Genomic DNA, 25,166 nt, shown 5'->3' on the forward strand with positions numbered 1-25,166 from the left:
CGCCGACGGTGGAGACCGGGCGATGGTCGCGCCTGCCCTCTTAACGTTCGCTGAAGCCGGCGGCTGCAATCCACCGCAGATCGGCTCTTCCTATCGGCTGTCGCAATCGCCCGTTGCAATCGGCTCTTGCACCCGCCGGCCCGGCGGGCGCAGATACCGCGATGGCGCCCAAACCCCTCGCCGATCTGGTGGAAGACTGCCTGGCTCCCGCGCTCGCCGCGCAGGGCTTCGCCGGCCGTTCCGTCGTGGCCTTCTGGCCCGAGATCGTCGGCGAGCGCCTGGCCGACCGGACGCGGCCGCTCAAGATCGACTGGCCGCGCCGGCGCAATGCGCCGGGCGAGGTCGCCGATCCCGCGACGCTGGTGGTGCGGGTCGAAGGCGCCTTCGCGCTGGAGATGCAGCAGCTCGGCCCGCTGGTGATCGAGCGGGTCAACACCCATCTCGGCTGGCGCGCGGTCGGCAAGCTGGTACTGAAGCAGGGGCCGGTGGCGCCGCCGCCCGCCGCGCCGCCACCACCGCCGCTCGACCCCGCCGCGCTGGCGCGCATCGAGCAGTTGACCACTGCGGTCACCGGTGACGGCCTGCGCGCGGCGCTGGCGCGGCTCGGCCGGGGCGTGCTGTCGCGGCATCGCAGCGCCGCGAAGACACGGCTTCGTGACGGCATGTGACCGAACCGATCTTGCCACAATCCTGCGCGCCACTATGGTCCGCACCCAGTCGACACCATCAGGAATTGCATCGATGACCAGCCGCCGCACCATCCTGCTCGGCACTGCCAGCCTGGCGCTCGCGCCCGTCCTCTCCGTCCGTGGCGCGCTGGCGCAGACCGTGCCCGGCACGGCCAACCCGATGGGCGACGTCTGGCTGGGCAGCCCCGACGCCAAGGTCACGATCGTCGAATACGCCTCGCTGACCTGCGGCCACTGCGCCACCTTCCACCGCGACACCTGGCCGGCGCTGAAGGCCAAGTACATCGACACGGGCAAGGTGCGCTTCGTGCTGCGCGAGTTCCCGCTCGACCCCTACGCCACCGCCGGCTTCATGCTCGCCCGCTGCAACGGCAACGACAAATACTACGCGATGACCGACCTGCTGTTCGACCAGCAGCGCAACTGGGCCTTCACCGAAAACCCGCGCGTGGCGCTGCAGAACCTCGTCAAGCAGGCCGGCTACACCGAGGCATCCTTCAACGCCTGCCTGCAGCGCCAGGACCTCTACGACGCGGTCAACAAGGTCAAGGAAGGCGGCACGCAGGCCGGCGTCGATTCCACCCCGACCTTCTTCATCAACGGGCAGAAGCGCTCGGGCGCGCTCAGCATGGCCGAGTTCGACAAGATCCTGGCGCCGCTGGTCGGCAGCTGAGCCCGGCGGGTGGCCTTGCCTCCCGCCTGTCCAGACGCCCCGCCCGAGACGCGCCGATGCAGCTGACGCGCCTCAGGCTCGCGGGGTTCAAGACCTTCGTCGAACCGACGGAGTTTCCGATCGAGCCGGGGCTGACGGGCATCGTCGGCCCCAATGGCTGCGGCAAGTCCAATCTGGTGGAAGCCCTGCGCTGGGTGATGGGCGAAAGCTCGTTCAAGAACATGCGCGGCGCCGGCATGGACGACGTGATCTTCGCCGGCTCGGCCGAGCGTCCGGCCCGCAACATGGCCGAGGTCGCCCTCACCCTCGACAATGCCGACCGCAAAGCCCCGTCCGCCTTCAACGACAGCGACGTGCTCGAGGTCACCCGGCGCATCGAGCGCGCCGAGGGCTCGACCTACCGCGTCAACGGCAAGGAGGTGCGGGCGCGCGACGTGCAACTGCTCTTCGCCGACGCGGCGACGGGCGCCCGCTCGCCGGCGCTGGTGCGCCAGGGCCAGATCAGCGACCTGATCGCCGCGCGGCCGCAATCGCGCCGGCGCATCCTGGAAGACGCCGCCGGCATCGCGGGACTCTACAGCCGCCGTCACGAAGCGGAGCTGCGTCTGCGCGGCGCCGAGGATAATCTCACCCGGCTGGAGGACGTGCTCACCGCGATCGACGGGCAGCTCGATTCGCTGCAGCGCCAGGCGCGACAGGCCGGGCGCTATCGCACGGTGGCCGCGGAGATCCGCCGCGCCGAGGCCGTGCTGGCCCTGATCGCCGAAGCCGAGGCGCGCTCGCAGCGCGAGACCGCCCGCCGCCTGCTCGACGAGGCCAGCGCCGCGATGGAGCAGCGCAACGCGGCACAGGCGGACGCGGCCCGGCTCCAGGCGATCGCGGCCCATGCAATGCCCGGCCTGCGCGAGGCTGACGCCGCGGCGGCCGCGGCACTGGTGCGGCTGCAGCGCGGGCTCGACGAGATCGAGGCCGAGAACCGCCGGGCCAAGCGCCGCGTCGAGGAACTGGCCAAGAGGCTGTCCGAGCTGGCGACCGACCGTGAGGCGCAGGCGCGGCTCGGCACCGACGCTGCCGACAGCCTCGCCCGGCTCGCGGCCGAGGACGACGCCCTGGCGCGCGAGGCGCAGGCAGGGGCGGAATCGGATGAGGATATCGCGGCGACGCTGACGGCGGCCGAGGCGGCGCTGGCGCAGAGCGAGGCCGCCCATGGCGCGCTCCAGACCCGCCTCGCCGAGCAGGCGGCCCGGCGTGCCGCCGTGGAGAAAACGCTGCGCGACGCCGGCGAGCGCGAGCGCCGCAGCGCCACTGAGCTGGCGCAGGTCGAGGCCGAGGCCGCCTCCCTGACCGCGGAAGGCGGCGGCAAGGGCTTCGCCGCGCTGCGCGAGGCGGTCGCCACGGCGACGCTGGCCCTGGCCGAGGCGGACGCCGCCGCGGCTGCGGCGCGCAGCACGGTCGCTGCAGCCCGCGACGAGGAGACCCGCCGGCGCGCGCCACTGGCGCAGGCCGACCGCGCCATGCAGCGGCTGGAGACCGAGATCGCGACGCTGCGCAAGCTTCTCGCCCCGGCGCCCGGCCAGGGCGGGCACGCGCTGCTCGACGACGTCTCGACCGGCAAGGGGCTCGAAACCGCGCTCGGTGCGGTGCTCGGCGACGATCTAGACGCCTCGGACGATGCCGCAGCGCCGGTGCATTGGCGCGATACCGGTCTCGGGGACGAGGACCCGCCGCTCCCGGCCGGCGCGGAACCGCTCTCGGAGTATGTGCGGGCGCCCGCCCTGCTGCTGCGCCGCCTGCGCCAGATCGGCCTGGTGGCGCGCGCAGATGGCGAACGGCTCAGCGGCGGGCTGCGGCCGGGCCAGCGTCTGGTCTCGCGCGAGGGCGACGTCTGGCGCTGGGACGGCTTCACCAGCGCGGCCGAGGCCCCGAGCGCCGCGGCGCGACGGCTGGCCGAGCGCAACCGGCTGGCAGAGCTGGAAGCGCTGGCGGAGCAGGCCCGCGGCGCCCTGGCACGCGCCGGCGAGGCGCTGGCGGAGGCGACTGCGCGCAGCAAGGACGCGACGGCGGCCGAGGCCGCTGCGCTGGAGTCCGTCCGCGGCGCCCGGGCCGGGCTCGACCGGGCCCGGGAGGCGCTGGCGCTGGCCGAACGTCAGGATGCGCGACTCTCGGCCCGCCGCTCGGCGCTGGCGGAGGCGAGCGGTCGCCTCGGGCGCGCCATCGCCGTAATCCGCGCCGAAATCGCCCAGGCCGAGGGCGAGCGGCAGGCGCTCGCCGCCGCCCCGGCGCTGGACGCCGCCATGCTCGCGGCCCGCGCCGATCTCGCCGAACGCCGGCAGGCGGCGTCGGAGGCGCGCGCCCGGATGCAGACGCGGGCCCGCGAGAGCGAATTGCGCGCCGACCGCCGCGCGGCCATCGCCCGCGAGATCGCGGCCTGGCGCCAGCGTGCCGCCGGCAGCGCCGAGGCCACAACGCAGATCACGACGCGAATCGCCGAGGCGACCGAAGAGCACACGCGCCTGCTGGGCGCTCCCGACACCTATCTGGTCGAGCGCCGCCGGCTGCTCGCCGCGATCGAGGCGGCCGAGACCGCCCGCATGCAGGCCGCCGCCCGGCTGGCCGAAGGCGAGGCGGCGCAGGCGCAGGCGGACGGGCAGGCGCGCGCCGCGCTGGACGCCCTGTCCGCCGCCCGCGAGGCCCGCGCCGGGGCCGAGGCCCGTCTCGAAGCCGCTGCGCAGCGCCTCGCCACCGTCCTGCAGCGCATCGCCGAGGATCTCGACAGCGATGTCGCCGGTTTGCGCCCGATGGCCGCCCTGCGCGCCGACGAGCCCCTTCCCCAAGCCGACGAGGTCGAGCGCCGGCTTGCCGGGCTCAAGGCCGAGCGCGACCGTCTCGGCGCGGTCAATCTGCGCGCCGAGGATGAGCTCGCCGAGATCCAGGGCCGGCGCAGCGGCCTCTCCGCCGAGCGCGACGACCTCACCGAGGCGATCCGGCGGCTGCGCCACGCGATCGGCGCGCTCAACCGCGAGGGACGCGAGCGGCTTCTGGCGGCCTTCGAGATCGTCGACGGGCATTTCCGCCATCTCTTCGGGGTGCTGTTCGGCGGCGGCACGGCCGAGCTCTCGCTGGTCGATTCGGACGATCCGCTCGAGGCCGGGCTGGAGATCATCGCCCGCCCGCCGGGCAAGAAGCCACAGGTGATGACGCTGCTCTCCGGCGGCGAGCAGGCGCTGACCGCGACCGCGCTGATCTTCGCAGTGTTCCTGACCAATCCCTCGCCGATCTGCGTGCTCGACGAGGTCGACGCGCCGCTCGACGACGCCAATGTCGAGCGCTATTGCGATCTGCTCGACGAGATGGCGCGCAGCACCGCGACGCGCTTCATCCTGATCACGCACAACCCGATCACCATGGCCCGGATGGACCGGCTGTTCGGCGTCACCATGGCCGAGCGCGGCGTCAGCCAGATGGTCTCGGTGGACCTCGCCACGGCCGAACGCATCCGCGAAGTGGCGTGAATCCCGGCAGAATCCGTCCCGCAATGCGGCAAAAATGTCGCATGCACGCCAAATATCGCGTTATTTCAAAGAGTTATAACCAATCGACCCGCCTTGACAGCATCCGGGGCGGGCAATAAAGGAGGCCGTGCTGACGATGGCTCGATGAGCGGGCCGGGACGAGGCTGCGAAGGTTTTTGCCGCGATCGCGCACCATTGCGATCACAGAAGAGGCCTTTTGCATGTCCGACCCGGAGAAAAACGCCACGGATCCTGAGTTGCGGGCGAGACTCGACTCGCTGTCTTCCGCGTTGCGGCAGACCGCCAAGGCCGAAGAGGCCGAAGCGAAGGCGTCGGGAGACGACAAGGCCCTGAGCGGGGCCCTGTCGTCGGGTTTGCGCGCGGCGGCGGATCTGACCGGCGGCGTCATCGCAGGTGCCCTGATCGGGTATCTGGGAGATCGGTGGTTGGGGACGTCGCCGTTCCTGCTGATCGCCTTCCTGGCGGTCGGGACCATTGCCGGTTTCCGCTCGGTCTACCGATTGGGGGCGCGCCCGACCGTGGAACGGACGCGGCAGGCTCCCAAGGATTGAAGATGGCTTTTGCGGCGCGATGAGGCCGCGTGAAGAGGGTGTGAGAATGGCGGCCGGCGGCGGTATCGATCCGATCCACCAATTCGAGCTCAAGCCCCTCGTCGGCTTGAGGCTCGGCAATCTCGACCTCTCCTTCACCAACTCGTCCCTGTTCATGGCGCTGACGGTCGCGGTCGTCACCGGCCTGATGATCTACGGCTCGAGCCAGCGCGCGGTCGTCCCCGGCCGCCTGCAGTCGCTCGCCGAGATGGCCTATGAGTTCGTCGCCTCGACGGTCACCGGCGTGATGGGCAAGGAGGGGATGCGCTTCTTCCCCTTCGTCTTCTCGCTCTTCATGTTCGTGCTGACGGCGAACCTGCTCGGCATGATCCCGGGCTCCTTCACCGTCACGAGCCACATCGTCGTCACCGCCGCCTTCGCCTTCCTGGTGATCGGCGTGGTGCTGGTGTACGGCATCGCCAAGCATGGCAGCCACTTCTTCGGCCTGTTCGTGCCGAAGGGCGCGCCGGGCTGGCTGCTGCCCTTCATGGTGCTGATCGAGGCGGTGTCCTTCGTCTCGCGCCCGATCTCGCTGAGCCTGCGTCTCTTCGGCAACATGCTCGCCGGCCACGTGGCCCTCAAGGTGTTCGGCGGCTTCGTCGTGATGCTGACCGGCTCGCTCGGCATCGGCATGGTGCTGGCGCCGCTGCCGATGCTGCTGGCGATCGCGCTCACGGCTTTCGAGTTCCTCGTCGCCTTCCTGCAGGCCTATGTCTTCGCGATCCTGACCTGCGTCTATCTCAACGATGCCCTGCATCCCGGCCACTGACGGCCACGCAGGTATCGCGAGAGTTCAACACCCCCAACGCCTCGTTCACACTCGGAGAAAGACCATGGACTTCACTGCGGCCAAGTTCCTCGCTGCCGGTATCGCCTGTCTCGGCATGGGCCTCGCCGCCATCGGCGTCGGCAACATCTTCGGCCAGTTCCTCTCGGGCGCCCTGCGCAACCCGTCGGCCGCCGACGGCCAGTTCGGCCGCGCCTTCATCGGCGCCGCGCTGGCGGAAGGTCTGGGCATCTTCGCCTTCGTCGTCGCGCTGATCCTGCTGTTCGTGGTCTGAAGACGGCTTCTCCGTTCGCTCCCGCAGGGCCACAGGGCCGTGCGGGAGCGCCTTCTTTCCCGACCAGCCTGAAAGGCGTCGCGATGCAGATCGGCATTGCCACGAACCTCGCCCGGACGACGGCTTGGGCGGCGCTCGGCGCCGGCCTGATCCTCGTCCTGCCCGAAGCGGCGCATGCCGCGAGCGAGGCCGGTGCGGCAAAGGGCGCTTTCCCGCCCTTCGACAGCAAGACTTATCCAGGGCAGCTCTTCTGGCTCGCGCTGACTTTCGGCACGCTCTACTGGCTGATGTCCAGGATCGCGCTGCCGCGCGTCGGCGAGATCCTCGCCGAGCGTTCGGCGACGCTCTCGCGCGACCTGAACGAGGCCAACGCGGCCCAGGCCAAGGCGCAGGAAAGCGCCGCGGCCTATGAGGAGGCGCTCGCCAGCGCCCGCTCCCGCGCCCAGGCCATCGCCCAGGGCGCCCGCGCCGAGAGCGCGCGGCAGTCCGACGAGCGCCGCAAGGCGGTCGAGGCCGATCTCGCCGCCAAGGCCGTCCAGGCCGAAGCGTCGATCACGGCCGCGAAGGCCAAGGCGATGGAGAACGTGCGCAGCCTCGGTTCCGAGACCGCCGCCGCGATCGTCGCCAAGCTGACCGGCATCGAGCCGAACGCCGCCGAGGCCGCCAAGGCCGTCGACAGCGTACTGGCGCGCTGAGGAGGACGAGATGGATACTGTCTGGGTCGCCGTCGCCTTCTTCATCTTCGTGGGCATCGTCGTCTACACCGGCGCGCACAAGAAGATCATCGGCGCGCTCGACGCCCGCGGTGAGCTGGTCGCCAAGGAGCTGGCCGAGGCCCGCCGCCTCCGTCACGAGGCGGAGACGCTGCTCGCCGAGTTCGAGGCCAAGCGCAAGGCCGCCGAGGCCGAGGCCGAGTCGATCGTCGCCGCCGCCAAGGACGAGGCCGAGCGCCTCGCCAAGGACGCCGAGGAGAAGCTCGCCGATTTCGTCGCGCGCCGCACCAAGGCGGCCGAGGACAAGATCGCCCAGGCCGAGAGCCAGGCGACCTCCGAGGTCCGGGCCGCCGTCGCGGATGCCGCCACGCTGGCCGCCGAGGCAATCCTGCGCGGCCAGGTCGCCGGCAAGGCCGGTGCCGACCTGATCGCCTCCGGCCTGAACGACGTCCGTTCCAAGCTGAACTGATCATCCTCGTCCCGCGCCCCGGCGCGTGACGAACCGTCCAAGAGAAACGCCGCATCCTCTCGGATGCGGCGTTTTTCGTTCGGGCTGGCCTTGTGCGTCTTTGGCGCTGCCTGCGGCCCTATTGCGCCGAGGCCGTGGTGAGGCTGGAGGGGCGCGGCACCGGGATCGGGATCACGGTGTCCCTGACGCTGCCGCCATCGACCGGCGGCTTCGCGCGCGGCTTGCGCGGCTGGATGGTCGAGGTGACGATGCCCTGCGGCGTGTCGAGCCCGTAGATGTCGTCGCGGAACTGGGCGAGGCCCTGCGCATCCTGCCAGCCGGTCATGTAGACCCAGGCGACCGGCACCGGCTTCTTCAGCCTGATGTCCTTGCGCTCGCCGGTCTCGATGCCGGCCTCCAGCGCGGGCAGCGTCCATTCCGTGCCCTCGAGCAGCCAGGCGGCGAGATCGCGCACGCCCTCGACGCGGGCGCAGCCCGAGGAGTTGAAGCGGATATCCGAGCGGAAGAAGGATTTCGACGGCGTATCGTGCATGAACACCGCCTCGGCGTTCGGCATGTCGATGCGCATGCGGCCGAGCGCGTTCAGCGGGCCGGGATCCTGCCGCACGGTGAAATACGGCGAGGTGATCGTGGTCCAGTTGACGCTGGCCGGGTCGATCTCGCGGTTCTCGGCGCCGAGGAGGCGCATGCCGGACTTGGCCAGGAAGCCCGGATCCTTGCGCATCTTGGGAATGATGTCGGCCTTCACGATCGAGGTCGGCACCGTCCAGTACGGATTCAGGTTCACCGCGGTGATGGATGTCTGCAGCACGGGGGACGGCCGATCCGGCCGCCCGACCACCGCGAGATGCCGCTTCTGCACCAAACCGTTCTCGACCGCCTCGACGCTGGCCCCGGGAATGTTCACCACGACATAGCGCTCGGCGAAGTTGAAGCCGTTGCCCTTGAGCCGCTCCAGCGTCGCGGTCAGCTGGTTGAGGCGGATCTCGACCGGCACGTTGAGCGCCTTGAGCGTCAGCCGGCCGACGGTGCCGAGTTCGGACAGGCCGTGGCGGGCCTGGAAGCGCTTCACCGCCGCGACGACCGCCTCGTCATAGACCTCGCCCGGCAGCGTCTCCGGCGAGAGATCCCCGCTCATCATCAGGCGGTGCTTGAGCTCAGCGACGAGCGCGCCTTCCGCTCCCGGCTTCAGCGCGGTGACGCCGCCCTGGACCTTCGGCCAGCCGCCGCGCATCGCGATGTCCTCATGCGCGATCAGGGCTTCCAGCGTGCGGTCATAGGTCTTCGGCCCGTAACCGGGCTCGCGGGCGAGGGCCGCCGACGCCATCGCCAGCAAGCTGACGGCGGCGACCAGGGAGCGGCGAAGACGAACGCACTGCATGAACCTGTCCCAACGCGCGAGAATACACGCCGAAGCGAGCATCTCCCGCATATGGTCAAGGAAATCTTAAGGCGGCACTGCGGCGCGTAACGAAAAGGAACCGGACCAGCGCCATGCGGGCCCGGCCGCGTTCAGGAGGCCGGCGCGCCCGGCGCCGGCTTCGTCCAGCGCAGCACCGGCTGGCGCGCCGCGCGCGTCTCGTCGAGGCGACGGATCGGCGCGTGGTGCGGGGCCGCGGTGAAGCGCTCCTTGTCGTTGCCCTTCGCCGCCATGGCGAGATCGCGCAGCGTCGCCACGAACAGGTCGAGCGAGGCCTTCGATTCCGACTCGGTCGGCTCGATCAGCATGGCGCCGTGCACGACCAGCGGGAAATACACCGTCATCGGATGATAGCCCTCGTCGATCATCGCCTTGGCGAAATCGAGCGTGCTCACCCCGGTCCCCTTGAGCCAGCTGTCATCGAACAGCACCTCGTGCATCGAGGGATGGTCCGGGAAGGGCAGCGACATCAGGTCGGCGAGGCCGGCGCGGACATAGTTGGCGTTCAGCACCGCATCCTCCGACGCCTGCTTCATGCCGTCGGCACCGTGGCTGAGCATGTAGGCCAGCGCGCGGACATACATGCCCATCTGGCCGTGGAAGGCGGTCATCCGGCCGAAGGGCGCCGTGCCCTCCGGCGCCGCCTCGCGATGCTCGACGAGGACGGGCTCGCCGGCCTCGACATGGATGAACGGTACCGGCGCATAGGGCGCCAGACGCTGCGAGAGCACCACCGGGCCGGCGCCCGGCCCGCCGCCGCCATGCGGCGTCGAGAAGGTCTTGTGCAGATTGATGTGCATGGCATCGACACCGAGATCGCCCGGCCGCGCCCTACCGACGATCGCGTTGAAATTGGCGCCGTCGCAATAGAAATAGGCGCCGGCCTCGTGCATCGCCGCGGCAATCTCGACAATCTGCGGCTCGAAGATGCCGCAGGTGTTCGGATTGGTCAGCATGATCGCCGCGACCTCGGGGCCGAGCAGCGCCTTGACGTCCTCGACCGCGACCGTCCCGTCGGGCCGGGCCGGCACGGCCTTCACCGAGAAGCCGATCAGCGCCGCGGTCGCGGGATTGGTGCCGTGGGCCGATTCGGGCACGAGCACGACATTGCGCGTCGCCCCCTCCCCCTTCGCCGCGATCGCCGCCTTGATCGCCATCATGCCGCAGGCCTCGCCATGAGCGCCCGCCTTGGGCGACAGCGCCACCGCCGGCATGCCGGTCAGGGTCATCAGATAGCGCGCCAGTTCCAGCATCACTTCGAGCGCGCCGGCAACGGTGGAGAGCGGCTGCAGCGGGTGGACGTCGCTGAAGCCCGGCAGCCGCGCCATCTTCTCGTTCAGGCGGGCATTGTGCTTCATCGTGCAGGAGCCGAGCGGGAACAGCCCAGTGTCGATGCCGTAGTTCTTCTGGCTGAGCCGGACGTAATGGCGCATCGCCTCGGGCTCGGACAGGCCGGGCAGGCCGATCGGCGCCTTGCGCGCATGGCCGCCGAGGCGGCTCGCGACCTTCGGCGCGGCGGGAATGTCGACGCCGCTGGTTTCCGCCCGGCCGATCTCGAAGATCAGCGGCTCGAGCTGCTCCAGCGCGCGGTTTCCGGTGAAGGTCTCGCGATCGCCGGCACCGCCCTCGCCCGTGCCGGTGGGACGTCCCTGACGGTTCAGCATCACAATACCTCCTTCAGGGCCGCGACGAAGGCAGCCCGGTCCTCATCCGTGTTCACTTCGGTATTGGCGACGATCAGCAGGTCGTCGAGGCCGGCGCCCGGCAGCAGGCGCGAGGCCGGCACGCCCGCGAGGATGCCCTTCGCCGCGAGCGCCTCGACCACCTGAGCCGCCGGCTTCGACAGCTTCACGGTGAACTCGTTGAAGAACGTGTCGTTCAGCACCTCGACGCCCTTCACGCCGGCGAGTTGGTCGGCCAGCAGCACCGCATTGGCGTGGTTGACCTCGGCCAGTCGCGTCAGCCCCTCCTGCCCGAGCAGCGTCATGTGGATGGTGAAGGCCAGCACGCACAGGCCCGAATTGGTGCAGATATTCGAGGTCGCCTTGTCGCGGCGGATATGCTGCTCGCGGGTCGAGAGCGTCAGCACGAAGCCGCGGCGCCCGTCGGCGTCGACGGTCTCGCCGCAGAGGCGGCCCGGCATCTGGCGCAGATATTTCGCCTTGGCGGCGAACAGGCCGACATAGGGGCCGCCGAAATTGAGCGCATTGCCGAGCGACTGGCCCTCGCCCACGACGATGTCGGCGTCCTGCGCGCCCGGCGGCTCGACGGCACCGAGCGAGACCACCTCGGTGAAGACCGCAACCAGCAGCGCGCCATGGGCATGGGCCTTCTCGGCGATCGGCCGCAGGTCGCGCAGATTGCCGAAGACGTCGGGCGACTGGACCACGACGCAGGAGGTCTCGTCGTCGATCGCCGCGAGGATGTCCTCCTGCGCGCGCAGGTCGGGGGGCAGCGAGACAACCGCGTCGCCCGCCATGCGCGACAGGGTGCGCACCACCTCGGCGTAATGGGGATGGAGGCCGCCCGACAGAACCGCCTTGCGCCGCCGGGTGACGCGATGCGCCATCAGCACCGCCTCGCCCGTGCCGGTCGAGCCGTCATACATCGAGGCGTTGGCCACCTCCATGCCGGTGAGGGCTGCGACCTGGGTCTGGAACTCGAAGAGATATTGCAGCGTGCCCTGAGCGATCTCGGGCTGGTAGGGCGTGTAGCTGGTCAGGAATTCCGAGCGCTGGATCAGGTGATCCACCGTCGCCGGCACATGATGGCGATAGGCCCCGGCGCCGACGAAGAAGGGCACCGAGCCGGCGGCAACGCTGCGCCCGGCCATGCGGCCGAGGATGCGCTCGACCTCGAGTTCGCCCCTGGCGCGGGGCAGATCGAGCGGCGCCTTGAGCAGCTTGTCCGCCGGCACGTCGGAGAACAGCGCGTCGATATCCGGCACGCCGATCCGGGCGAGCATGTCCTCGCGGTCTTGGTCCGTCAGGGGAAGATAGCGCATTGCCAGAACATCCTCGGGTCATTCCGGGGCCGAGCGCAGCGAGGAGCCCGGAGCCCATGAACTCAGGTCGTCGAAAGCCAGCCCGACCTGCGCCGCCCATTCCCAGGCGGCGTGGTCATGGGTTCCGGGCTCGGCCTGAGGCCGCCCCGGAAAGACGGTTTCAAAGCGTCTTGATGTAGTCCTGGTACTCGGCCTCGCTCATCAGGCCCTCGAGCTCACCGCTGTCGGCCAGCTTCAGCTTGACGAACCAGCCCGCCCCGGCGGCATCCTCGTTGACGGTGCCGGGCGCGCCCTCGAGCGCCGCGTTGACCTCGACCACCTCGCCGGAGACCGGCGCATAGACCTCGGACGCAGCCTTGACGCTCTCGACCACTGCGGCCTCGCCGCCCTTGGCGACGGTCTTGCCCACGGCCGGCAGCTCGACGAAGACGACGTCGCCGAGCTGGCTCTGGGCATAATCGGTGATGCCGACCGTGCCGATCTCGCCGTCGATGCGGATGTATTCGTGGTCCTTGGTGTAGCGGGTCTCAGACATGGGGGATCCTCCGGACGGCGAAACGGGGTTCAGCGCTTGTAGCGATGGGGGACGAAGGGCATGGCCGCGACGGTTGCCGGCAGCGGCCTGCCGCGCACGATCAGGTCGAGCCGCGTGCCGGAGGCGGCGAAATCGGGCGGGACATAGCCCATAGCGCAGGGGCCGTTCAGGCTCGGCCCGAAGCCGCCGGAGGTAAGCACGCCGATGACGGTGCCGTCCGGGGTGGCGATCTCGGCGCCCTCGCGCGCCGGCGCCCGCCCCTCGGGCAGCAGGCCGACGCGCACGCGCTTCGGGGCGCCGGCGAGCTCGGCCTGGATGCGCTCTGCACCGGGGAAGCCGCCCTCGGCGCGGCGGCGCTTCTGGATCGACCAGGTCAGTCCGGCCTCGACCGGCGTGGTGGTCTCGTCGAGATCGTGGCCGTAAAGGCACAGCCCCGCCTCGAGCCTCAGCGAATCACGCGCGCCGAGACCAACCGGCCGGACGCGCGAATCGAGCAGCAGCGCGTCCCAGATCGCGCCGATGCGCGCGGCCGGCGCCGAGATCTCGAAACCGTCCTCGCCGGTGTAGCCGGAGCGGCTGACATTGGCCGGCCCGCCCCCGAGCTTGACGCTGCGCAGGGTCATGAAGCCCATCTCTGCCACCTCGGGCGCCAGCGCGGCGAGCACCTCGGCCGCCTTTGGCCCCTGCAGGGCGATCAGGCCGCGATGGGCCGCCTGTACCAACGAGACATCGGCCGGCAGATGCGCGGCGATATGGGCGTAGTCCGCGTACTTGCGTCCCGCGTTGACGACGAGCAGCAGCGCGCCGTCCTCCTCGGGATCGGCCGAGCGCGTCACCATCAGGTCGTCCAGAATGCCGCCTTCGGCGTTCAGGAGCTGGGTGTAGCGCTGCTTGCCGGGCGCCAGCGCGACGATGTCGGCCGGGACGAGGGCTTCGAGGGCGCGCGCGGTGGTCTCGTGATCGGGGCCGACGAGGAAGGCCTGGCCCATATGGGAGACGTCGAAGAGGCCGGCGCTCTCGCGGGTCCAGCTGTGCTCGGCGAGGATGCCGGCGGGATACTGCACCGGCATGTCATAGCCGGCGAAGGGGACCATGCGCGCACCCAGCGCGACATGGCGGGCATGGAGCGGCGTCCTGTCGAGCGGTCGTTCGGCGCTAGCGGCGTCTGCGGCCTCGGCTGCCATGATGTCCCCTTCCAGAGTCGAGCGCGAACCCCGGACGGAATCGTCCGGAGTGCGCCCCCTCTGTCCTGGGACCTGAGAGATTTCCCCGCCGGCCCGAAGGCCTGAGGCGGGTTACCCCCGTCGGTGGGCGGAGCGAGGCTCCGCCGCTTTCCAGAGTGCCAAATCCCGCGCGGTCCGTTTGCCTGAGCGTTTCCGGGGCGGTTGCGCCTTCGGCGCCGGCACCGGATGGCTCCGGTCCCGGTCTCTCCCGCGGGGATGATGCGGCCCGTCCAGCAATAGACGAGCCGGCCGGCGAGTCAATCGAGCGCCGGCAAGCCTCGGCTCAGCGACGGCGACGACGCGCCGGCTCGCCACCGCCGATGTTCAGGCCGACCACGACCTCGACGTCGCCGGAGCCCGGCGGCACGACGATGTGCTCCTCCACATGGGCGAAGTCGGCGCCCGTCTGGCCGGCCGGCACCGTGCTGCCGACCCGCGCCGAGCGGCGCGCGATGACCTGCTGGTTGCGCAGCACCTGGGTGACCAGCGTCGCGCCATAGTTGCCGCGGCCGTGGGTGACCAGCGTCGCGCCATAGTTGCCGCGGCCGCCGGCCGGGCCAATCAGCACGCGGCCCTCGACGCCGACCTTGAGCGTGAAGCCGCCGTTCCTGTCGACGTTGGTGCACTCGCGCGCGACATTGGTGATCGAGACCTGGTGGCGCAGGCTGCTGCTGTCCGGCCCCGACTGGGCGCGGATCGCGGCGCCGCCATCGGCGATGATCACCGACGGGCAGGTGAAATAGACGTCCTCGTCCTCCGGCAGCTGGTTGGCCGGCGGCGGCGTGGTCGACTGGAAGGCGACGATGTTGCCGAACTTCTGCAGGCCGCTCGGCTCCCCCGTCGAGGAGGAGGACGACGACCCGCAGCCGGCGAGCAGCACGGCCAGAGCGGGCAGGACGAACAGGGCCCGGCGGGCCGAGGACGATGCGATCACGGCAGCTTCTCCACGCCAGGGCCGAATCCGTTCAGCGAGACCGGGATGCCGACGCCTTCCTCAGGCGTCTGGAAGACGATGAAGGTCGCGGTCTTGCCGGCCTTGAGCTGGCCGAGCAGCGTCTCGTCCATCACCACCTCGGCCACGCAGCCGGTGGTCAGGCAGCGCACGAAGCCGGCGCGGCCGATATCCTTGTCGTCGATCTTCAGGCCGAGGCCGGAGGGCAGCAACACGCCGAGCGGCGCCACGACCCGCAGCAGCTGGCTCTTCTGGTCCGCGGTCTTGAGCGCGATCACCAGCAGAGTCAGGTTCGGGCGGTCTTCGGCGGCGACGTTCTGGACCAGCGCGCACTGCTCGGCCTTGGCACCGGGCGGCGTCTCGCAGCGCATCTGCCAGTCGCCATGGGTGGCGCGGACCGCACCCTGCGCCTGCGCGGGCGCCGGCGTGGCCGCGAGCCAGCCGAACGCGGCCATGACCGCCGCGACGGGGCCGATGAGATGGCGCATCCGTATCCTTCCTCTTCCGTCTGGCCTGCCATGTCCGGGACTGCGGCCAGGGCCGGCCATATAGACGTGGCGAGGATTGTGTTGGGACCATGCGGCCCCGTCCCTGTCAAGGCGACGGACCGGCCGGCGGCCGGCTTTTAGGCGGCCCGCCGGGGGCTTTTGCGGGGCGCTGGCGCGGCGGGATCGCGGCAGGCTCGCGAACTTATGCCGCACAGCGTGCAGGCCAGCCTCTCATTGTACCACTGGCGCAAGCGTGATCTTTGATTTATCGCAATCCCGAACAACCGGGGCGGACCAGCCAATGGTCGCTTCGGCATGCGCGGGGGAGCCCAGTCGGACCCGGGGCTCCGGCGCGGCATTACAGGAGCTATGTCGGACCGATGCGCTTTGTGACCTCTTTCTTCCAGAACGCCGGAGCGGTCGCCGCCGCTGCGTTCGCCGCGTTCTTCCCGGCCATCGCATCGGCCCAGAACGGCATGCCGCAGCCCTACCAGATGAACCTGCAGCCGGCCGCGACCGAGGTTTCGGCCTATATCCACTGGTTTCATGACTGGGTGAACGTCCTGATCTTCGCGATCTCGATCTTCGTCCTGGCGCTGCTGGTCTACGTCGCCTGGCGCTTCAGCGAGCGCCGCAACCCGGTGCCGTCCAAGACCACCCACCACGCTCTGCTCGAGGTGGCCTGGACCATCGTCCCGGTGCTGATCCTCGTCGTGGTCGCCATCCCGTCCTTCCGTCTGCTCAAGCTGCAGCTCGAGGTGCCGAAGTCCGACATCACCGTGAAGGTGACCGGCAAGCAGTGGTACTGGAGCTACGAGTACCCGCAGAAGGAAGGCGAGGCGCTCGGCTTCGATTCGCTGATGCTGGACGAGAAGCAGCGCGCCGAGGCGATCAGCAGCAACAAGATCGCCGCGGCCGAAGCTCCTCGCCTGCTCGCCGTCGACAACGAGGCGGTGGTCCCGGTCGGCAAGATCGTGCGAGTGCAGGTCACCGCCGCCGACGTCATCCACAAGTTCACGGTCCCGGCCTTCGGCGTGAAGATCGACGCGATTCCCGGGCGCCTGAACGAGACCTGGTTCCGCGCCGACCGCGAGGGCATCTATTACGGCCAGTGCTCGTTCATCTGCGGCCAGAACCACGCCTTCATGCCGATCGCGTTCCGCGTGGTCAGCCAGGAGCGCTATGACGCCTGGCTCGCCGAGGCCAAGAAGAAGTTCGCCAATGCGAGCGACGCGGGCGGCAAGTTCGCCGCCGCCGCCCGCTGACCGGCACCCGATTGACACGAACTCACGCGAACGATTTCGCAGGAGGAGACCACCCCATGGCATCCGCGGCACCCCACGCCCATGGACATGACGACGGCCACGCCCACGCCCATCCGACCGGTTGGCGGCGCTGGCTGCTGTCGACGAACCACAAGGACATCGGCACGCTCTACCTGATCTTCTCGGTGATCGCCGGTCTGATCGGCGGCTTCCTGTCGATCATGATGCGCATCGAGCTGCAGCAGCCTGGCCTGCAGATCTTCGCCAACGGGCAGAGCTACAACGTCTTCGTCACGGCCCACGGCCTGATCATGATCTTCTTCATGGTCATGCCCGCGGTCATCGGCGGCTTCGGCAACTGGTTCGTCCCGCTGATGATCGGCGCGCCCGACATGGCGTTCCCGCGGATGAACAACATCTCGTTCTGGCTGACCGTCGCCGCGATGACCCTGATGGTCATCTCGCTGTTCGTCGACGGCGCGCCCGGTGCCAAGGGTGCCGGCACCGGCTGGACGGTCTATCCGCCCTTCTCCTCCTCGGGCCATCCGGGCCCGTCGGTCGACTTCGCGATCCTCTCGCTCCATCTCGCGGGCGCGGCCTCGATCCTGGGCGCGATCAACTTCATCACCACCATCCTGAACATGCGCGCGCCGGGCATGACCCTGCACAAGATGCCGCTGTTCGCCTGGGGCGTGCTGGTCACCGCCTTCCTGCTGCTGCTGTCGCTGCCCGTCCTGGCCGGCGCCATCACCATGCTGCTGACGGACCGCAACTTCGGCACGACCTTCTACGATCCGGCCGGCGGCGGCGACCCGGTGCTCTACCAGCACCTGTTCTGGTTCTTCGGCCACCCCGAGGTGTACATCATGATCCTGCCGGCCTTCGGCATGATCAGCCACATCATCTCGACCTTCTCGCGCAAGCCGATCTTCGGCTATCTCGGCATGGCCTACGCCATGGTGGCGATCGGCGTGGTCGGCTTCATCGTCTGGGCCCACCACATGTACACGGTTGGCCTGTCGCTCAACACGCAGCGCTACTTCGTCTTCGCGACGATGGTCATCGCGGTGCCGACGGGCGTGAAGGTGTTCTCCTGGATCGCGACGATGTGGGGCGGCAGCCTGCGCTTCACCGCGCCGATGGTCTGGGCGATCGGCTTCATCTTCCTGTTCACCGTCGGCGGCGTCACCGGCGTCGTCCTGGCCAATGCCGGCCTGGATCGCTCGCTGCACGCGACCTACTACGTGGTGGCGCACTTCCACTACGTGCTGTCGCTCGGCGCCGTGTTCGGCATCTTCGCGGGCTTCTACTACTGGTTCCCGAAGATGAGCGGCTACATCATGCCCGACTGGATCGGCCGCCTGCACTTCTGGGTCGCCTTCATCGGCGCGAACCTGCTGTTCTTCCCGCAGCACTTCCTCGGCCTGGCCGGCATGCCGCGCCACTATGTCGACTATCCCGACGCGTTCGCGGGCTGGCATTTCTGGTCGTCGATCGGCTCCTACATCTTCGCCTTCGGCCTGCTGATCTGGCTCTACGGCGTCGTGGTCGCGTTCACCCGCAAGGAGCTCGCCGGCGACAACCCGTGGGGCGAAGGCGCGACCACGCTGGAGTGGACCCTGTCCTCGCCGCCGCCCTTCCACCAGTTCGAGACCCTGCCGCGCATCACCGGCTCGGATCACTGACGACGACGGCGGCGGGCCCGATCCGGCCCGCCGCCGCCCCTCCCCCGAAGACCTCCGCGCCGGGGTCTTCCGGAGACGGGCGGCACCAGCCACCCCGATGCAACCGCCTCAGCGAGGCCCCTGAAAGAACCTGACGTAGTCGCCATGTCCGCCGCGTTCGACCAGATCGACCCCCGCCACGACGGCGCCGCGTTGCCCTCCACCGGTGAGGCGCGCGACTTCTTCGTGCTGCTCAAGCCGCGCGTGATGTTCCTCGTGATCGTCACCGCGCTCGGCGGGCTCATGGTTGCGCCGGGCTCGGTCAATCCGATCATCGGCTTCGCCTCGCTGCTGGCGATCGCGGTCGGCGCCGGCGCCTCGGGCTGCCTCAACATGTGGTGGGACGCCGATATCGACGCGGTGATGAGCCGGACCGTCGACCGCCCGATCCCCGCCGGCCGCATCACGCCCTCCGAGGCGCTGGCCTTCGGGCTGACGCTGTCGATCGGCTCGGTGCTGGTACTCGGCCTCGTCGCCAACCTGCTGGCGGCGGCGATGCTCGCCTTCACCATCTTCTTCTACGCCGTCGTCTACTCGATGTGGCTGAAGCGCTCGACGCCGCAGAACATCGTGATCGGCGGCGCCGCCGGCGCCTTCCCGCCGATGATCGGCGAGGCGGTGGTGACGGGCGATTTCGGCATCCGCTCGCTGGTGCTGTTCGCCATCATCTTCCTGTGGACCCCACCGCATTTCTGGGCGCTCGCGCTGGTGAAGTCGGCCGACTACGCCCGCGCCGGCATTCCGATGATGCCGAACGTCGCCGGCCCGGCTGCGACGCGCCGCCAGATGATCCTCTATTCGCTGCTGCTCGCGCCGGTCGGCGTGCTGCCGGCGCTGATGGGCTTCGGCGGGATGATCTATCTCGCGGTGTCGGCGATCAGCGGGCTGCTGATGGTCGCCCTGACGCTGCGTGTCCTGCGCGTCACCGAGGGTGAGCCGGCGACCAAGGCGGCCTATGCCCTGTTCGGCTTCTCGATCCTCTATCTCTTCCTGCTCTTCGCCGTGCTGCTCGCCGAGCACGGCCTGGGCTTGATGTGGGCCCTGCCCGTGGTGATCGGATGAGCGGCGAGCCCGACAGCAAGGCCGTGGCGCCGAAGCCGCCCGCGCCCCCCGCCGCCTTCTCGCCCGAGGACATGGCGCGCCGCAACCGTCGCTCGGTCGCGCTGGCGCTGGTCCTCGCCGGGCTGGTGATCTTCTTCTTCGTGGTGACCCTGGCCAAAACCGGCCCGGCGATCCTCAACCGGCCGCTCTGACGCCATGACCGACGCCAGAACCCGCAACCGCCGTACCGTGCTGATCTGCAGCGCCGTCGCCGTCGGCATGACCGGCCTGTCCTTCGCGGCAGTGCCGCTCTACGACATGTTCTGCAAAGTGACCGGTTTCGGCGGCACGCCGATCATCGGCACTGCGGGCGCCGGGCGCATCGGCGAGCGTGTGATGGGCGTGACCTTCGACGCCAACGTCTCCCCGGCTCTGGGCTGGCGCTTCGACGCCGAGCAGACCGAGGTGACCGCACGGGTCGGCGAGACCAAGACGGTCTTCTACCGCATCACCAACACCTCCTCGAAGCCGATGACCGGCATCGCGACCTACAACGTCCAGCCCAGCCAGGCCGGCGCGCATTTCGTGAAGATCCAGTGCTTCTGCTTCACGGAGACGACGCTGCAGCCCGGCGAAAGCATCGAGGCGCCGGTCGTGTTCTATATCGACCCCGAGATCGAGGCGAACAAAGAGCTCGCCACGCTGAAATCGATCACCCTGTCCTACACCTACTTCCCGTCCAAGAACGGGCAGCCGGTGGCGGAGCGCAAGGGTGACGCTGCCCCTTCGAAACTATAAGACTGCGCGCGAGCGCTGCGCATCATCGGACGCGGAGACCGAGCACGATGGCCGAGGCCCATACCAAGAACCACGACTACCACCTCGTCGATCCGAGCCCGTGGCCGCTCGTCGGCTCGGCCAGCGCCACCGTCCTCGCGATCGGCGCGATCATGTGGATGAAGGCGCTGCCGGTCGCCGGCATGCATGTCGGCCCGCTGGTCTTCGGCGTCGGCCTGCTCGGCGTGCTCTACACGATGCTGGCCTGGTGGATGGACGTCATCCGCGAGGCGGAGAAGGAGGGCCACCACACCCGCGTGGTGCAGCTCCATCACCGCTACGGCATGATCATGTTCATCGCCTCCGAGGTGATGTTCTTCGTCGCCTGGTTCTGGGCCTATTTCGACGTAAGCCTGTTCGCCGGCGAGACGATCCAGTACCAGCGCGCCGAGTTCACCGGCGGCCACTGGCCGCCGAAGGGCATCGAGACCTTCGATCCCTGGCACCTGCCGCTGCTGAACACGCTGATCCTGCTGACCTCCGGCACCACCGTGACCTGGGCGCATTACGCGCTGCTCCAGAACGACCGCAAGGGCCTGAAGCAGGCGCTGTGGCTGACCGTCGTGCTCGGCGTGATCTTCACGATCTGCCAGGGCTACGAGTACGCCCACGCCACCTTCGACTTCAAAGGCCACATCTACGGCTCGACCTTCTTCATGGCGACCGGCTTCCACGGTTTCCATGTGATCATCGGCACGATCTTCCTCGCGATCTGCCTATGGCGCGTCTATCTCGGCCACTTCAAGCCGGAGCAGCATCTCGGCTTCGAGTTCGCCGCCTGGTACTGGCACTTCGTCGACGTGGTCTGGCTGTTCCTGTTCGCCGCCATCTACGTCTGGGGCGCCGGGACGCCCGCGGCGCACTGAGCCGCTGGCCCGTCGCGGCCGCTGTCATCCCGGGGCGGCCGCGAGGCCGCCCCGTTGCGTTTCGGAGATCCGCCATGGCCGACCAGCCGATCACCCCGCCCTCGCCCTTCTCCACCGGGCTCGCCGGACGCTGCCCGCGCTGCGGCGAGGGCAAGCTCTTCGACGGCTATCTCAAGGTGCGGCCGCGCTGCGCCGCCTGCGGCCTCGACTACGCCTTCGCCGATTCCGCCGACGGCCCGGCGGTGTTCATCATGCTGATCGCCGGCTTCACGGTGCTCGGCATGGCGCTCTATGTCGAGATTGCCTACGAGCCGCCGATCTGGCTGCATCTGGTGATCTGGCTGCCGCTGGCGCTGATCACCTGCCTGGCGCTGCTGCGTCCGATGAAGGGGCTGGCGGTGGCGCTGCAATACGCCAACCGCGCCGAGGAAGGCAGGCACGGGAAGTGACGCACGAGACGAACCGGCTCCCGGACGCCAGCCGAGCGCCGCGGCTGCTGCTGCCCGCCCTGTTCACCCTGGTGTCGCTGGCGGTGCTCTGCACGCTCGGCACCTGGCAGATCCTGCGCATGCAGGAGAAGCACGCCTTCATCAACCGGCTGGAGGCGCAGGCGGTGGCGCCGCCCGCCGCCATGCCGGCCGCGTCCGGCTGGGCCGGGCTGGATCCGGCGGCGCTCGACCTCAGCCGCGTCGTCGCCAAGGGCCGCTATGTCGACGGTCCCGTCGCCGGCGTGCGCACCACGGTGGCCGGCGGGCCGCCCGGCTCGCGCCAGCTCTCCGGCTTCGGGCGCTGGGTCTTCCAGGGTTTCGCGCTCGACGACGGCGGCACCGTGCTGGTCAATCGCGGCTTCGTGCCGGAGGAGCGCTATGGCGAGATCCGCCCGGCCGCCGGCGAAGCCACCATCGTCGGCTTCCTGCGCGCGCCGGAAGCGCGCGGCAGCTTCACCCCGGCCGACCTGCCGGAGCGCCGCGAGTTCTACACCCGCGATCCGGCCGGGATCGCCGCCTCGCTCGGGCTCGGCGCCGTGGCGCCGTTCTATCTGGAGGCCGAGCGCCAGGGCGACGGCCTGACGCCGCCGGCCGGCGTCGACCCGCGCGAGCTGATCGCCCGCATCCCGGACAATCACCTGCAATACGCGCTGACCTGGTACGGGCTGGCCCTGACCCTGATCGGCGTGTTCGTCGCCTATGCCCTGCAGGCGCGCTGGCGCCGCCCGGCCGCGCCCTGAGTCCTCGCGGCGCCCCGGAAACGGGCGTCCGGCTTTACCCTCCCGGGGCAAGGGGCCTATAGGATCGCTCGAGACCTGCTGGACCATGACCGTGCTTCACATTTCGACCCGCGGCGACGCGCCCCATCTCTCCTTCTCCGATGCCCTGCTGGCGGGGCTGGCGCGCGATGGCGGGCTCTATCTGCCGCAGACGCTGCCGACGCTCGACGAGGCCGCGATCGCCGGCCTGTCCGGGCTGCCCTATGCGGCGGCGGCGGAGCGCGTCGTCGGCGCGCTGAGCGGCGGCGACATCGCGCCCGACGCGCTCTCGGCGATGATCGCGGATGCCTACTCCACCTTCCGCCACCCGGCCGTCTGCCCGCTGGTCCAGCTCGGCGACAATCTGTTCGCGCTCGAGCTCTTCCACGGCCCGACCCTGGCCTTCAAGGACGTGGCGATGCAGCTGCTCGGCCGGCTGATGGACCATGTCCTGGCCGCGCGCGGCGAGCGCGCCACCATCGTCGGCGCGACCTCGGGCGACACCGGCGGCGCCGCGATCGACGCCTTCAAGGGGCGCGAGCGGGTCGATGTCTTCATCCTCTACCCGGAGGGGCGCGTCTCCGAGGTGCAGCGCCGCCAGATGACCACGGTCGACGCCGGCAACGTCCACGCCATCGCGGTGGACGGCACCTTCGACGACTGCCAGGCGCTGGTGAAGGCGCTGTTCAACCATCACCGCTTCCGCGACGAGTTGCGCCTGTCGGGCGTGAACTCGATCAACTGGGCGCGGATCGCGGCACAGGTCGTCTACTACTTCACGGCCGGCGTCTCGCTCGGCGCGCCGCATCGCCCGATCTCCTATGCGGTGCCGACCGGCAATTTCGGCGACGTGCTCGCCGGCTGGATCGCCAAGCGCATGGGCCTGCCGGTCGAGAGGCTGATGATCGGCACCAACAGCAACGACATCCTGGCGCGCACGCTCGCCACCGGCGTCTACGAGATGCGCGGCGTGGCGGCGACCACCTCACCCTCCATGGACATCCAGATCTCGTCGAATTTCGAGCGCCTGCTGTTCGAGGCGCATGACCGAGACGCAGAGGCCGTGCGCCGCCTGATGCAGTCGCTGCAGCAATCCGGGCGCTTCGAGATCGCCGCCGCGCCGCTGGCGCGCATCCGCGCCGAATTCGACGCGACCGCCGTCAGCGAGGCCGACACCGCCGCCGAGATCCGCACCACCTGGCAGCAGGCCGGCTATCTGCTCGATCCGCACAGTGCGATCGCGGTCGCGGCCGCCCGCCGCAGCCTGGCGAAGGACCCGGCCACGCCCGTGGTCGCGCTCGGCACCGCCCATCCCGCCAAGTTCCCCGCCGCTGTCGAGGCGGCCTGCGGCGTGCGCCCGGCCCTGCCGCCGCATCTCGCCGACCTGATGACGCGGGCCGAGCGCGTCTCGCGCCTGCCCAACGACCAGGGCGCGCTGGAGCGCTTCGTCACCGAGCGGGCCCGCGCCGTCCGGAGCACGACGGCATGAGCGGGATCCGCGCCAAGACCGAGACCAAGCCCGCCGCAAAGGCCGACTCCTTCGCCCTGCCGCACGACCCCGCCGTCGAGCTCACGACGCTGCCGTCGGGCCTGCGCATCGTCTCCGAGCGGATGAACCACGCCGCGACCGTGTCGCTCGGCATCTGGGTCGGCGCCGGCGCGCGCGACGAGCTGCCCCATGAACACGGGCTCGCCCATCTGCTCGAGCACATGGCGTTCAAGGGCACGGCGCGCCGCTCGGCCCGCCAGATCGCCGAGGAGATCGAGAGCGTCGGCGGCGACCTCAACGCCGCGACGAGCGTCGAGTACACCTGCTACACCGCGCGCGTGCTCGGCCGCGACCTGCCGCTGGCCGTCGACATCCTCGCCGACATCCTGACCGCCCCGGCGCTCAGCGAGGAGGAGCTCGCCCGCGAGAAGGGCGTAATCCTGCAGGAGATCGGCGCGGTGCAGGACACGCCCGACGACCTGGTCTACGATCGCTTCCTGCAGGCCGCCTTCCCCGACCAGCCGCTGGGCCGGCCTATCCTCGGCACGGCGCAGACGGTCAACGGCTTCACGCCCGAGGCGATCCGCGCCTATCTCGGCCAGCACTATCACGCCGGCAACATGGTGCTGGCGGCCGCCGGCGCCGTCGATCATGCCGAGCTGGTGGCGCTTGCCAGCGAGGCGCTGGCCGCCCTGCCCGAGCGCCCGGCGAGCCCGCTGCAGCCGCGTTCACCGTCGGTCTATCGCGGCGGCGAAGCCCGCATCGACGGCGACGAGGAGCAGGTCCACATCGTGCTGGGCTTCCCCGGCAAGCCGTTCCAGGACGGCGAGCACTATCCGCTGCAGATCTTCTCGGCGGTGCTGGGCGGCGGGCTGTCGTCGCGCCTGTTCCAGGAGGTGCGCGAGCGCCGCGGCCTCGCCTATGCGGTCGACGCTTTCCACTGGCCCTTCTCCGATTCCGGCATCTTCGGCATCAGCGCCGGCACGGCGCCGGAGGATGTCGACGAGCTGGTCGACGTCGCCTTCGACTGCCTGCGCCAGGCGGCAGAGGACGTCAGCGAGGTCGAGGTCGCCCGTGCCCGCGCCCAGATGAAGGTCGGGCTGCTCGCCTCGCTGGAGAGCCCCGGCGGCAAGCTGGAGCAGATGGCGCGGCAGGTGCTGGTCTTTGGCCGCGCCATCCCGCGCGAGGAACTCGCCGGCCGGCTCGACGCCGTCAGCCTCGCCGATGTCCGCGCCGCCGGCCGCTCGCTGCTCGAAGGGCACGCGACGGTGGCCGCCGTCGGCCCGCTGGAGGAGCTGCCCCCGGCCGATGCGCTGCGGGCCAGGCTCCGCGCCGGAAAGCGCTGAGG

At 70.0% G+C, this 25,166-nt stretch carries 25 protein-coding genes and 1 riboswitch; of the genes, 18 read left to right on the forward strand and 7 right to left on the reverse strand.

The genetic code is table 11. The features are described 5' to 3' along the window. Positions 1 to 161: 161 nt before the first annotated feature. From ABE438_RS14095 to ABE438_RS14130, 8 genes are all read left to right on the forward strand, one after another. Entirely contained in the window at positions 162 to 668 is a 507-nt protein-coding gene (locus ABE438_RS14095; protein ID WP_346503269.1) for a DUF721 domain-containing protein, read from the forward strand. A gap of 73 nt (positions 669 to 741) precedes the next feature. Next, on the forward strand, positions 742 to 1,362 hold the full coding sequence (locus ABE438_RS14100) for a DsbA family protein (protein WP_346503270.1): 621 nt from the start codon (positions 742 to 744) through the stop codon (positions 1,360 to 1,362). 56 nt (positions 1,363 to 1,418) lie between these two features. Beyond that, positions 1,419 to 4,874, forward strand: a complete 3,456-nt coding sequence (locus ABE438_RS14105) for a chromosome segregation SMC family protein (RefSeq protein ID WP_346503271.1) — start codon at positions 1,419 to 1,421, stop codon at positions 4,872 to 4,874. A gap of 221 nt (positions 4,875 to 5,095) precedes the next feature. Beyond that, positions 5,096 to 5,446 carry an AtpZ/AtpI family protein gene (locus ABE438_RS14110; protein ID WP_346503272.1) on the forward strand — a complete coding sequence of 117 codons (351 nt, stop codon included), beginning with the start codon at positions 5,096 to 5,098 and terminating at the stop codon, positions 5,444 to 5,446. A gap of 46 nt (positions 5,447 to 5,492) precedes the next feature. After that, entirely contained in the window at positions 5,493 to 6,254 is a 762-nt protein-coding gene (locus ABE438_RS14115) for a F0F1 ATP synthase subunit A (RefSeq protein ID WP_346503273.1), read from the forward strand. Positions 6,255 to 6,318: 64 nt separating this feature from the next. Continuing rightward, positions 6,319 to 6,546: a F0F1 ATP synthase subunit C gene (locus ABE438_RS14120; RefSeq protein WP_346503274.1), complete on the forward strand. Its 228-nt coding sequence runs from the start codon at positions 6,319 to 6,321 to the stop codon at positions 6,544 to 6,546. Between the two features lie 83 nt (positions 6,547 to 6,629). Beyond that, positions 6,630 to 7,241: a F0F1 ATP synthase subunit B family protein gene (locus ABE438_RS14125; protein ID WP_346503275.1), complete on the forward strand. Its 612-nt coding sequence runs from the start codon at positions 6,630 to 6,632 to the stop codon at positions 7,239 to 7,241. Positions 7,242 to 7,251: 10 nt separating this feature from the next. Next, the gene (locus tag ABE438_RS14130) at positions 7,252 to 7,728 is read left to right on the forward strand and encodes a F0F1 ATP synthase subunit B family protein (protein WP_346503276.1); all 477 of its coding nucleotides are present in this window, start codon (positions 7,252 to 7,254) and stop codon (positions 7,726 to 7,728) included. A 118-nt stretch (positions 7,729 to 7,846) separates the two neighbouring features. Here ABE438_RS14130 and ABE438_RS14135 read toward each other — a convergent pair whose 3' ends face one another. From ABE438_RS14135 to ABE438_RS14165, 7 genes are all read right to left on the reverse strand, one after another. Next, positions 7,847 to 9,109: a L,D-transpeptidase family protein gene (locus ABE438_RS14135; protein WP_346503277.1), complete on the reverse strand. Its 1,263-nt coding sequence runs from the start codon at positions 9,107 to 9,109 to the stop codon at positions 7,847 to 7,849. Positions 9,110 to 9,240: 131 nt separating this feature from the next. Further along, positions 9,241 to 10,812: an aminomethyl-transferring glycine dehydrogenase subunit GcvPB gene (gene gcvPB, locus ABE438_RS14140; RefSeq protein WP_346503278.1), complete on the reverse strand. Its 1,572-nt coding sequence runs from the start codon at positions 10,810 to 10,812 to the stop codon at positions 9,241 to 9,243. Next, entirely contained in the window at positions 10,812 to 12,152 is a 1,341-nt protein-coding gene (gene gcvPA, locus ABE438_RS14145; protein ID WP_346503279.1) for an aminomethyl-transferring glycine dehydrogenase subunit GcvPA, read from the reverse strand. The genes gcvPB and gcvPA overlap by 1 nt, the downstream gene beginning before the upstream one ends. 160 nt (positions 12,153 to 12,312) lie before the next feature. Beyond that, positions 12,313 to 12,687 carry a glycine cleavage system protein GcvH gene (gcvH, locus tag ABE438_RS14150; RefSeq protein ID WP_346503280.1) on the reverse strand — a complete coding sequence of 125 codons (375 nt, stop codon included), beginning with the start codon at positions 12,685 to 12,687 and terminating at the stop codon, positions 12,313 to 12,315. Positions 12,688 to 12,716: 29 nt separating this feature from the next. Continuing rightward, positions 12,717 to 13,871: a glycine cleavage system aminomethyltransferase GcvT gene (gene gcvT / locus ABE438_RS14155; protein ID WP_346503281.1), complete on the reverse strand. Its 1,155-nt coding sequence runs from the start codon at positions 13,869 to 13,871 to the stop codon at positions 12,717 to 12,719. Positions 13,872 to 14,031: 160 nt separating this feature from the next. Then, positions 14,032 to 14,131, reverse strand: a riboswitch (glycine riboswitch). Positions 14,132 to 14,193: 62 nt separating this feature from the next. Then, positions 14,194 to 14,844 carry a hypothetical protein gene (locus ABE438_RS14160; RefSeq protein WP_346503282.1) on the reverse strand — a complete coding sequence of 217 codons (651 nt, stop codon included), beginning with the start codon at positions 14,842 to 14,844 and terminating at the stop codon, positions 14,194 to 14,196. Next, positions 14,841 to 15,350 carry an invasion associated locus B family protein gene (locus tag ABE438_RS14165; RefSeq protein WP_465248619.1) on the reverse strand — a complete coding sequence of 170 codons (510 nt, stop codon included), beginning with the start codon at positions 15,348 to 15,350 and terminating at the stop codon, positions 14,841 to 14,843. Before ABE438_RS14165 ends, ABE438_RS14160 begins: the two co-directional genes overlap by 4 nt. A 380-nt stretch (positions 15,351 to 15,730) precedes the next feature. Here ABE438_RS14165 and coxB point away from each other — a divergent pair, with 380 nt between their 5' ends. The 10 genes from coxB to ABE438_RS14215 all read left to right on the forward strand — a co-directional run bounded on the left by coxB (position 15,731) and on the right by ABE438_RS14215 (position 25,164). Then, entirely contained in the window at positions 15,731 to 16,615 is an 885-nt protein-coding gene (gene coxB / locus ABE438_RS14170; RefSeq protein WP_465248620.1) for a cytochrome c oxidase subunit II, read from the forward strand. Between the two features lie 56 nt (positions 16,616 to 16,671). Further along, a complete protein-coding gene (gene ctaD, locus ABE438_RS14175; protein WP_346503283.1) occupies positions 16,672 to 18,300 on the forward strand; it encodes a cytochrome c oxidase subunit I in 1,629 nt (542 codons plus the stop codon). A gap of 144 nt (positions 18,301 to 18,444) precedes the next feature. After that, on the forward strand, positions 18,445 to 19,401 hold the full coding sequence (locus ABE438_RS14180) for a heme o synthase (protein ID WP_346503284.1): 957 nt from the start codon (positions 18,445 to 18,447) through the stop codon (positions 19,399 to 19,401). Further along, complete coding sequence (locus tag ABE438_RS14185) at positions 19,398 to 19,592, forward strand: hypothetical protein (protein WP_346503285.1); 195 nt, start codon at positions 19,398 to 19,400, stop codon at positions 19,590 to 19,592. The genes ABE438_RS14180 and ABE438_RS14185 overlap by 4 nt, the downstream gene beginning before the upstream one ends. Before the next feature lie 4 nt (positions 19,593 to 19,596). After that, entirely contained in the window at positions 19,597 to 20,178 is a 582-nt protein-coding gene (locus ABE438_RS14190; RefSeq protein WP_346503286.1) for a cytochrome c oxidase assembly protein, read from the forward strand. A gap of 47 nt (positions 20,179 to 20,225) precedes the next feature. Beyond that, positions 20,226 to 21,083: a cytochrome c oxidase subunit 3 gene (locus tag ABE438_RS14195; RefSeq protein WP_346503287.1), complete on the forward strand. Its 858-nt coding sequence runs from the start codon at positions 20,226 to 20,228 to the stop codon at positions 21,081 to 21,083. Positions 21,084 to 21,157: 74 nt separating this feature from the next. After that, positions 21,158 to 21,532: a DUF983 domain-containing protein gene (locus ABE438_RS14200; RefSeq protein ID WP_346503288.1), complete on the forward strand. Its 375-nt coding sequence runs from the start codon at positions 21,158 to 21,160 to the stop codon at positions 21,530 to 21,532. Next, on the forward strand, positions 21,529 to 22,311 hold the full coding sequence (locus tag ABE438_RS14205) for an SURF1 family protein (RefSeq protein WP_346503289.1): 783 nt from the start codon (positions 21,529 to 21,531) through the stop codon (positions 22,309 to 22,311). Before ABE438_RS14200 ends, ABE438_RS14205 begins: the two co-directional genes overlap by 4 nt. Positions 22,312 to 22,402: 91 nt before the next feature. Next, a complete protein-coding gene (gene thrC / locus ABE438_RS14210; protein WP_346503336.1) occupies positions 22,403 to 23,818 on the forward strand; it encodes a threonine synthase in 1,416 nt (471 codons plus the stop codon). Further along, positions 23,815 to 25,164 (forward strand): M16 family metallopeptidase, encoded by a 1,350-nt coding sequence (locus ABE438_RS14215; protein ID WP_346503290.1) that lies wholly within the window; start codon positions 23,815 to 23,817, stop codon positions 25,162 to 25,164. Before thrC ends, ABE438_RS14215 begins: the two co-directional genes overlap by 4 nt. The last annotated feature ends 2 nt before the right edge of the window (positions 25,165 to 25,166 follow it).

It is taken from the genome of Allobosea sp. TWI1241, from assembly GCF_039673065.1.
Classification (GTDB): domain Bacteria; phylum Pseudomonadota; class Alphaproteobacteria; order Rhizobiales; family Beijerinckiaceae; genus Allobosea.

Bases quoted from the DNA above. Each gene is read 5' to 3' on its own strand.
- ABE438_RS14095 (WP_346503269.1), top strand. From the start codon at position 162: ATGGCGCCCAAACCCCTCGCCGATCTGGTGGAAGACTGCCTGGCTCCC.
- ABE438_RS14100 (WP_346503270.1), top strand. From the start codon at position 742: ATGACCAGCCGCCGCACCATCCTGCTCGGCACTGCCAGCCTGGCGCTC.
- ABE438_RS14105 (WP_346503271.1), top strand. From the start codon at position 1,419: ATGCAGCTGACGCGCCTCAGGCTCGCGGGGTTCAAGACCTTCGTCGAA.
- ABE438_RS14110 (WP_346503272.1), top strand. From the start codon at position 5,096: ATGTCCGACCCGGAGAAAAACGCCACGGATCCTGAGTTGCGGGCGAGA.
- ABE438_RS14115 (WP_346503273.1), top strand. From the start codon at position 5,493: ATGGCGGCCGGCGGCGGTATCGATCCGATCCACCAATTCGAGCTCAAG.
- ABE438_RS14120 (WP_346503274.1), top strand. From the start codon at position 6,319: ATGGACTTCACTGCGGCCAAGTTCCTCGCTGCCGGTATCGCCTGTCTC.
- ABE438_RS14125 (WP_346503275.1), top strand. From the start codon at position 6,630: ATGCAGATCGGCATTGCCACGAACCTCGCCCGGACGACGGCTTGGGCG.
- ABE438_RS14130 (WP_346503276.1), top strand. From the start codon at position 7,252: ATGGATACTGTCTGGGTCGCCGTCGCCTTCTTCATCTTCGTGGGCATC.
- ABE438_RS14135 (WP_346503277.1), bottom strand. From the start codon at position 9,109: ATGCAGTGCGTTCGTCTTCGCCGCTCCCTGGTCGCCGCCGTCAGCTTG.
- gcvPB (WP_346503278.1), bottom strand. From the start codon at position 10,812: ATGCTGAACCGTCAGGGACGTCCCACCGGCACGGGCGAGGGCGGTGCC.
- gcvPA (WP_346503279.1), bottom strand. From the start codon at position 12,152: ATGCGCTATCTTCCCCTGACGGACCAAGACCGCGAGGACATGCTCGCC.
- gcvH (WP_346503280.1), bottom strand. From the start codon at position 12,687: ATGTCTGAGACCCGCTACACCAAGGACCACGAATACATCCGCATCGAC.
- gcvT (WP_346503281.1), bottom strand. From the start codon at position 13,871: ATGGCAGCCGAGGCCGCAGACGCCGCTAGCGCCGAACGACCGCTCGAC.
- ABE438_RS14165 (WP_465248619.1), bottom strand. From the start codon at position 15,350: ATGCGCCATCTCATCGGCCCCGTCGCGGCGGTCATGGCCGCGTTCGGC.
- coxB (WP_465248620.1), top strand. From the start codon at position 15,731: ATGCGCTTTGTGACCTCTTTCTTCCAGAACGCCGGAGCGGTCGCCGCC.
- ctaD (WP_346503283.1), top strand. From the start codon at position 16,672: ATGGCATCCGCGGCACCCCACGCCCATGGACATGACGACGGCCACGCC.
- ABE438_RS14180 (WP_346503284.1), top strand. From the start codon at position 18,445: ATGTCCGCCGCGTTCGACCAGATCGACCCCCGCCACGACGGCGCCGCG.
- ABE438_RS14185 (WP_346503285.1), top strand. From the start codon at position 19,398: ATGAGCGGCGAGCCCGACAGCAAGGCCGTGGCGCCGAAGCCGCCCGCG.
- ABE438_RS14190 (WP_346503286.1), top strand. From the start codon at position 19,597: ATGACCGACGCCAGAACCCGCAACCGCCGTACCGTGCTGATCTGCAGC.
- ABE438_RS14195 (WP_346503287.1), top strand. From the start codon at position 20,226: ATGGCCGAGGCCCATACCAAGAACCACGACTACCACCTCGTCGATCCG.
- ABE438_RS14200 (WP_346503288.1), top strand. From the start codon at position 21,158: ATGGCCGACCAGCCGATCACCCCGCCCTCGCCCTTCTCCACCGGGCTC.
- ABE438_RS14215 (WP_346503290.1), top strand. From the start codon at position 23,815: ATGAGCGGGATCCGCGCCAAGACCGAGACCAAGCCCGCCGCAAAGGCC.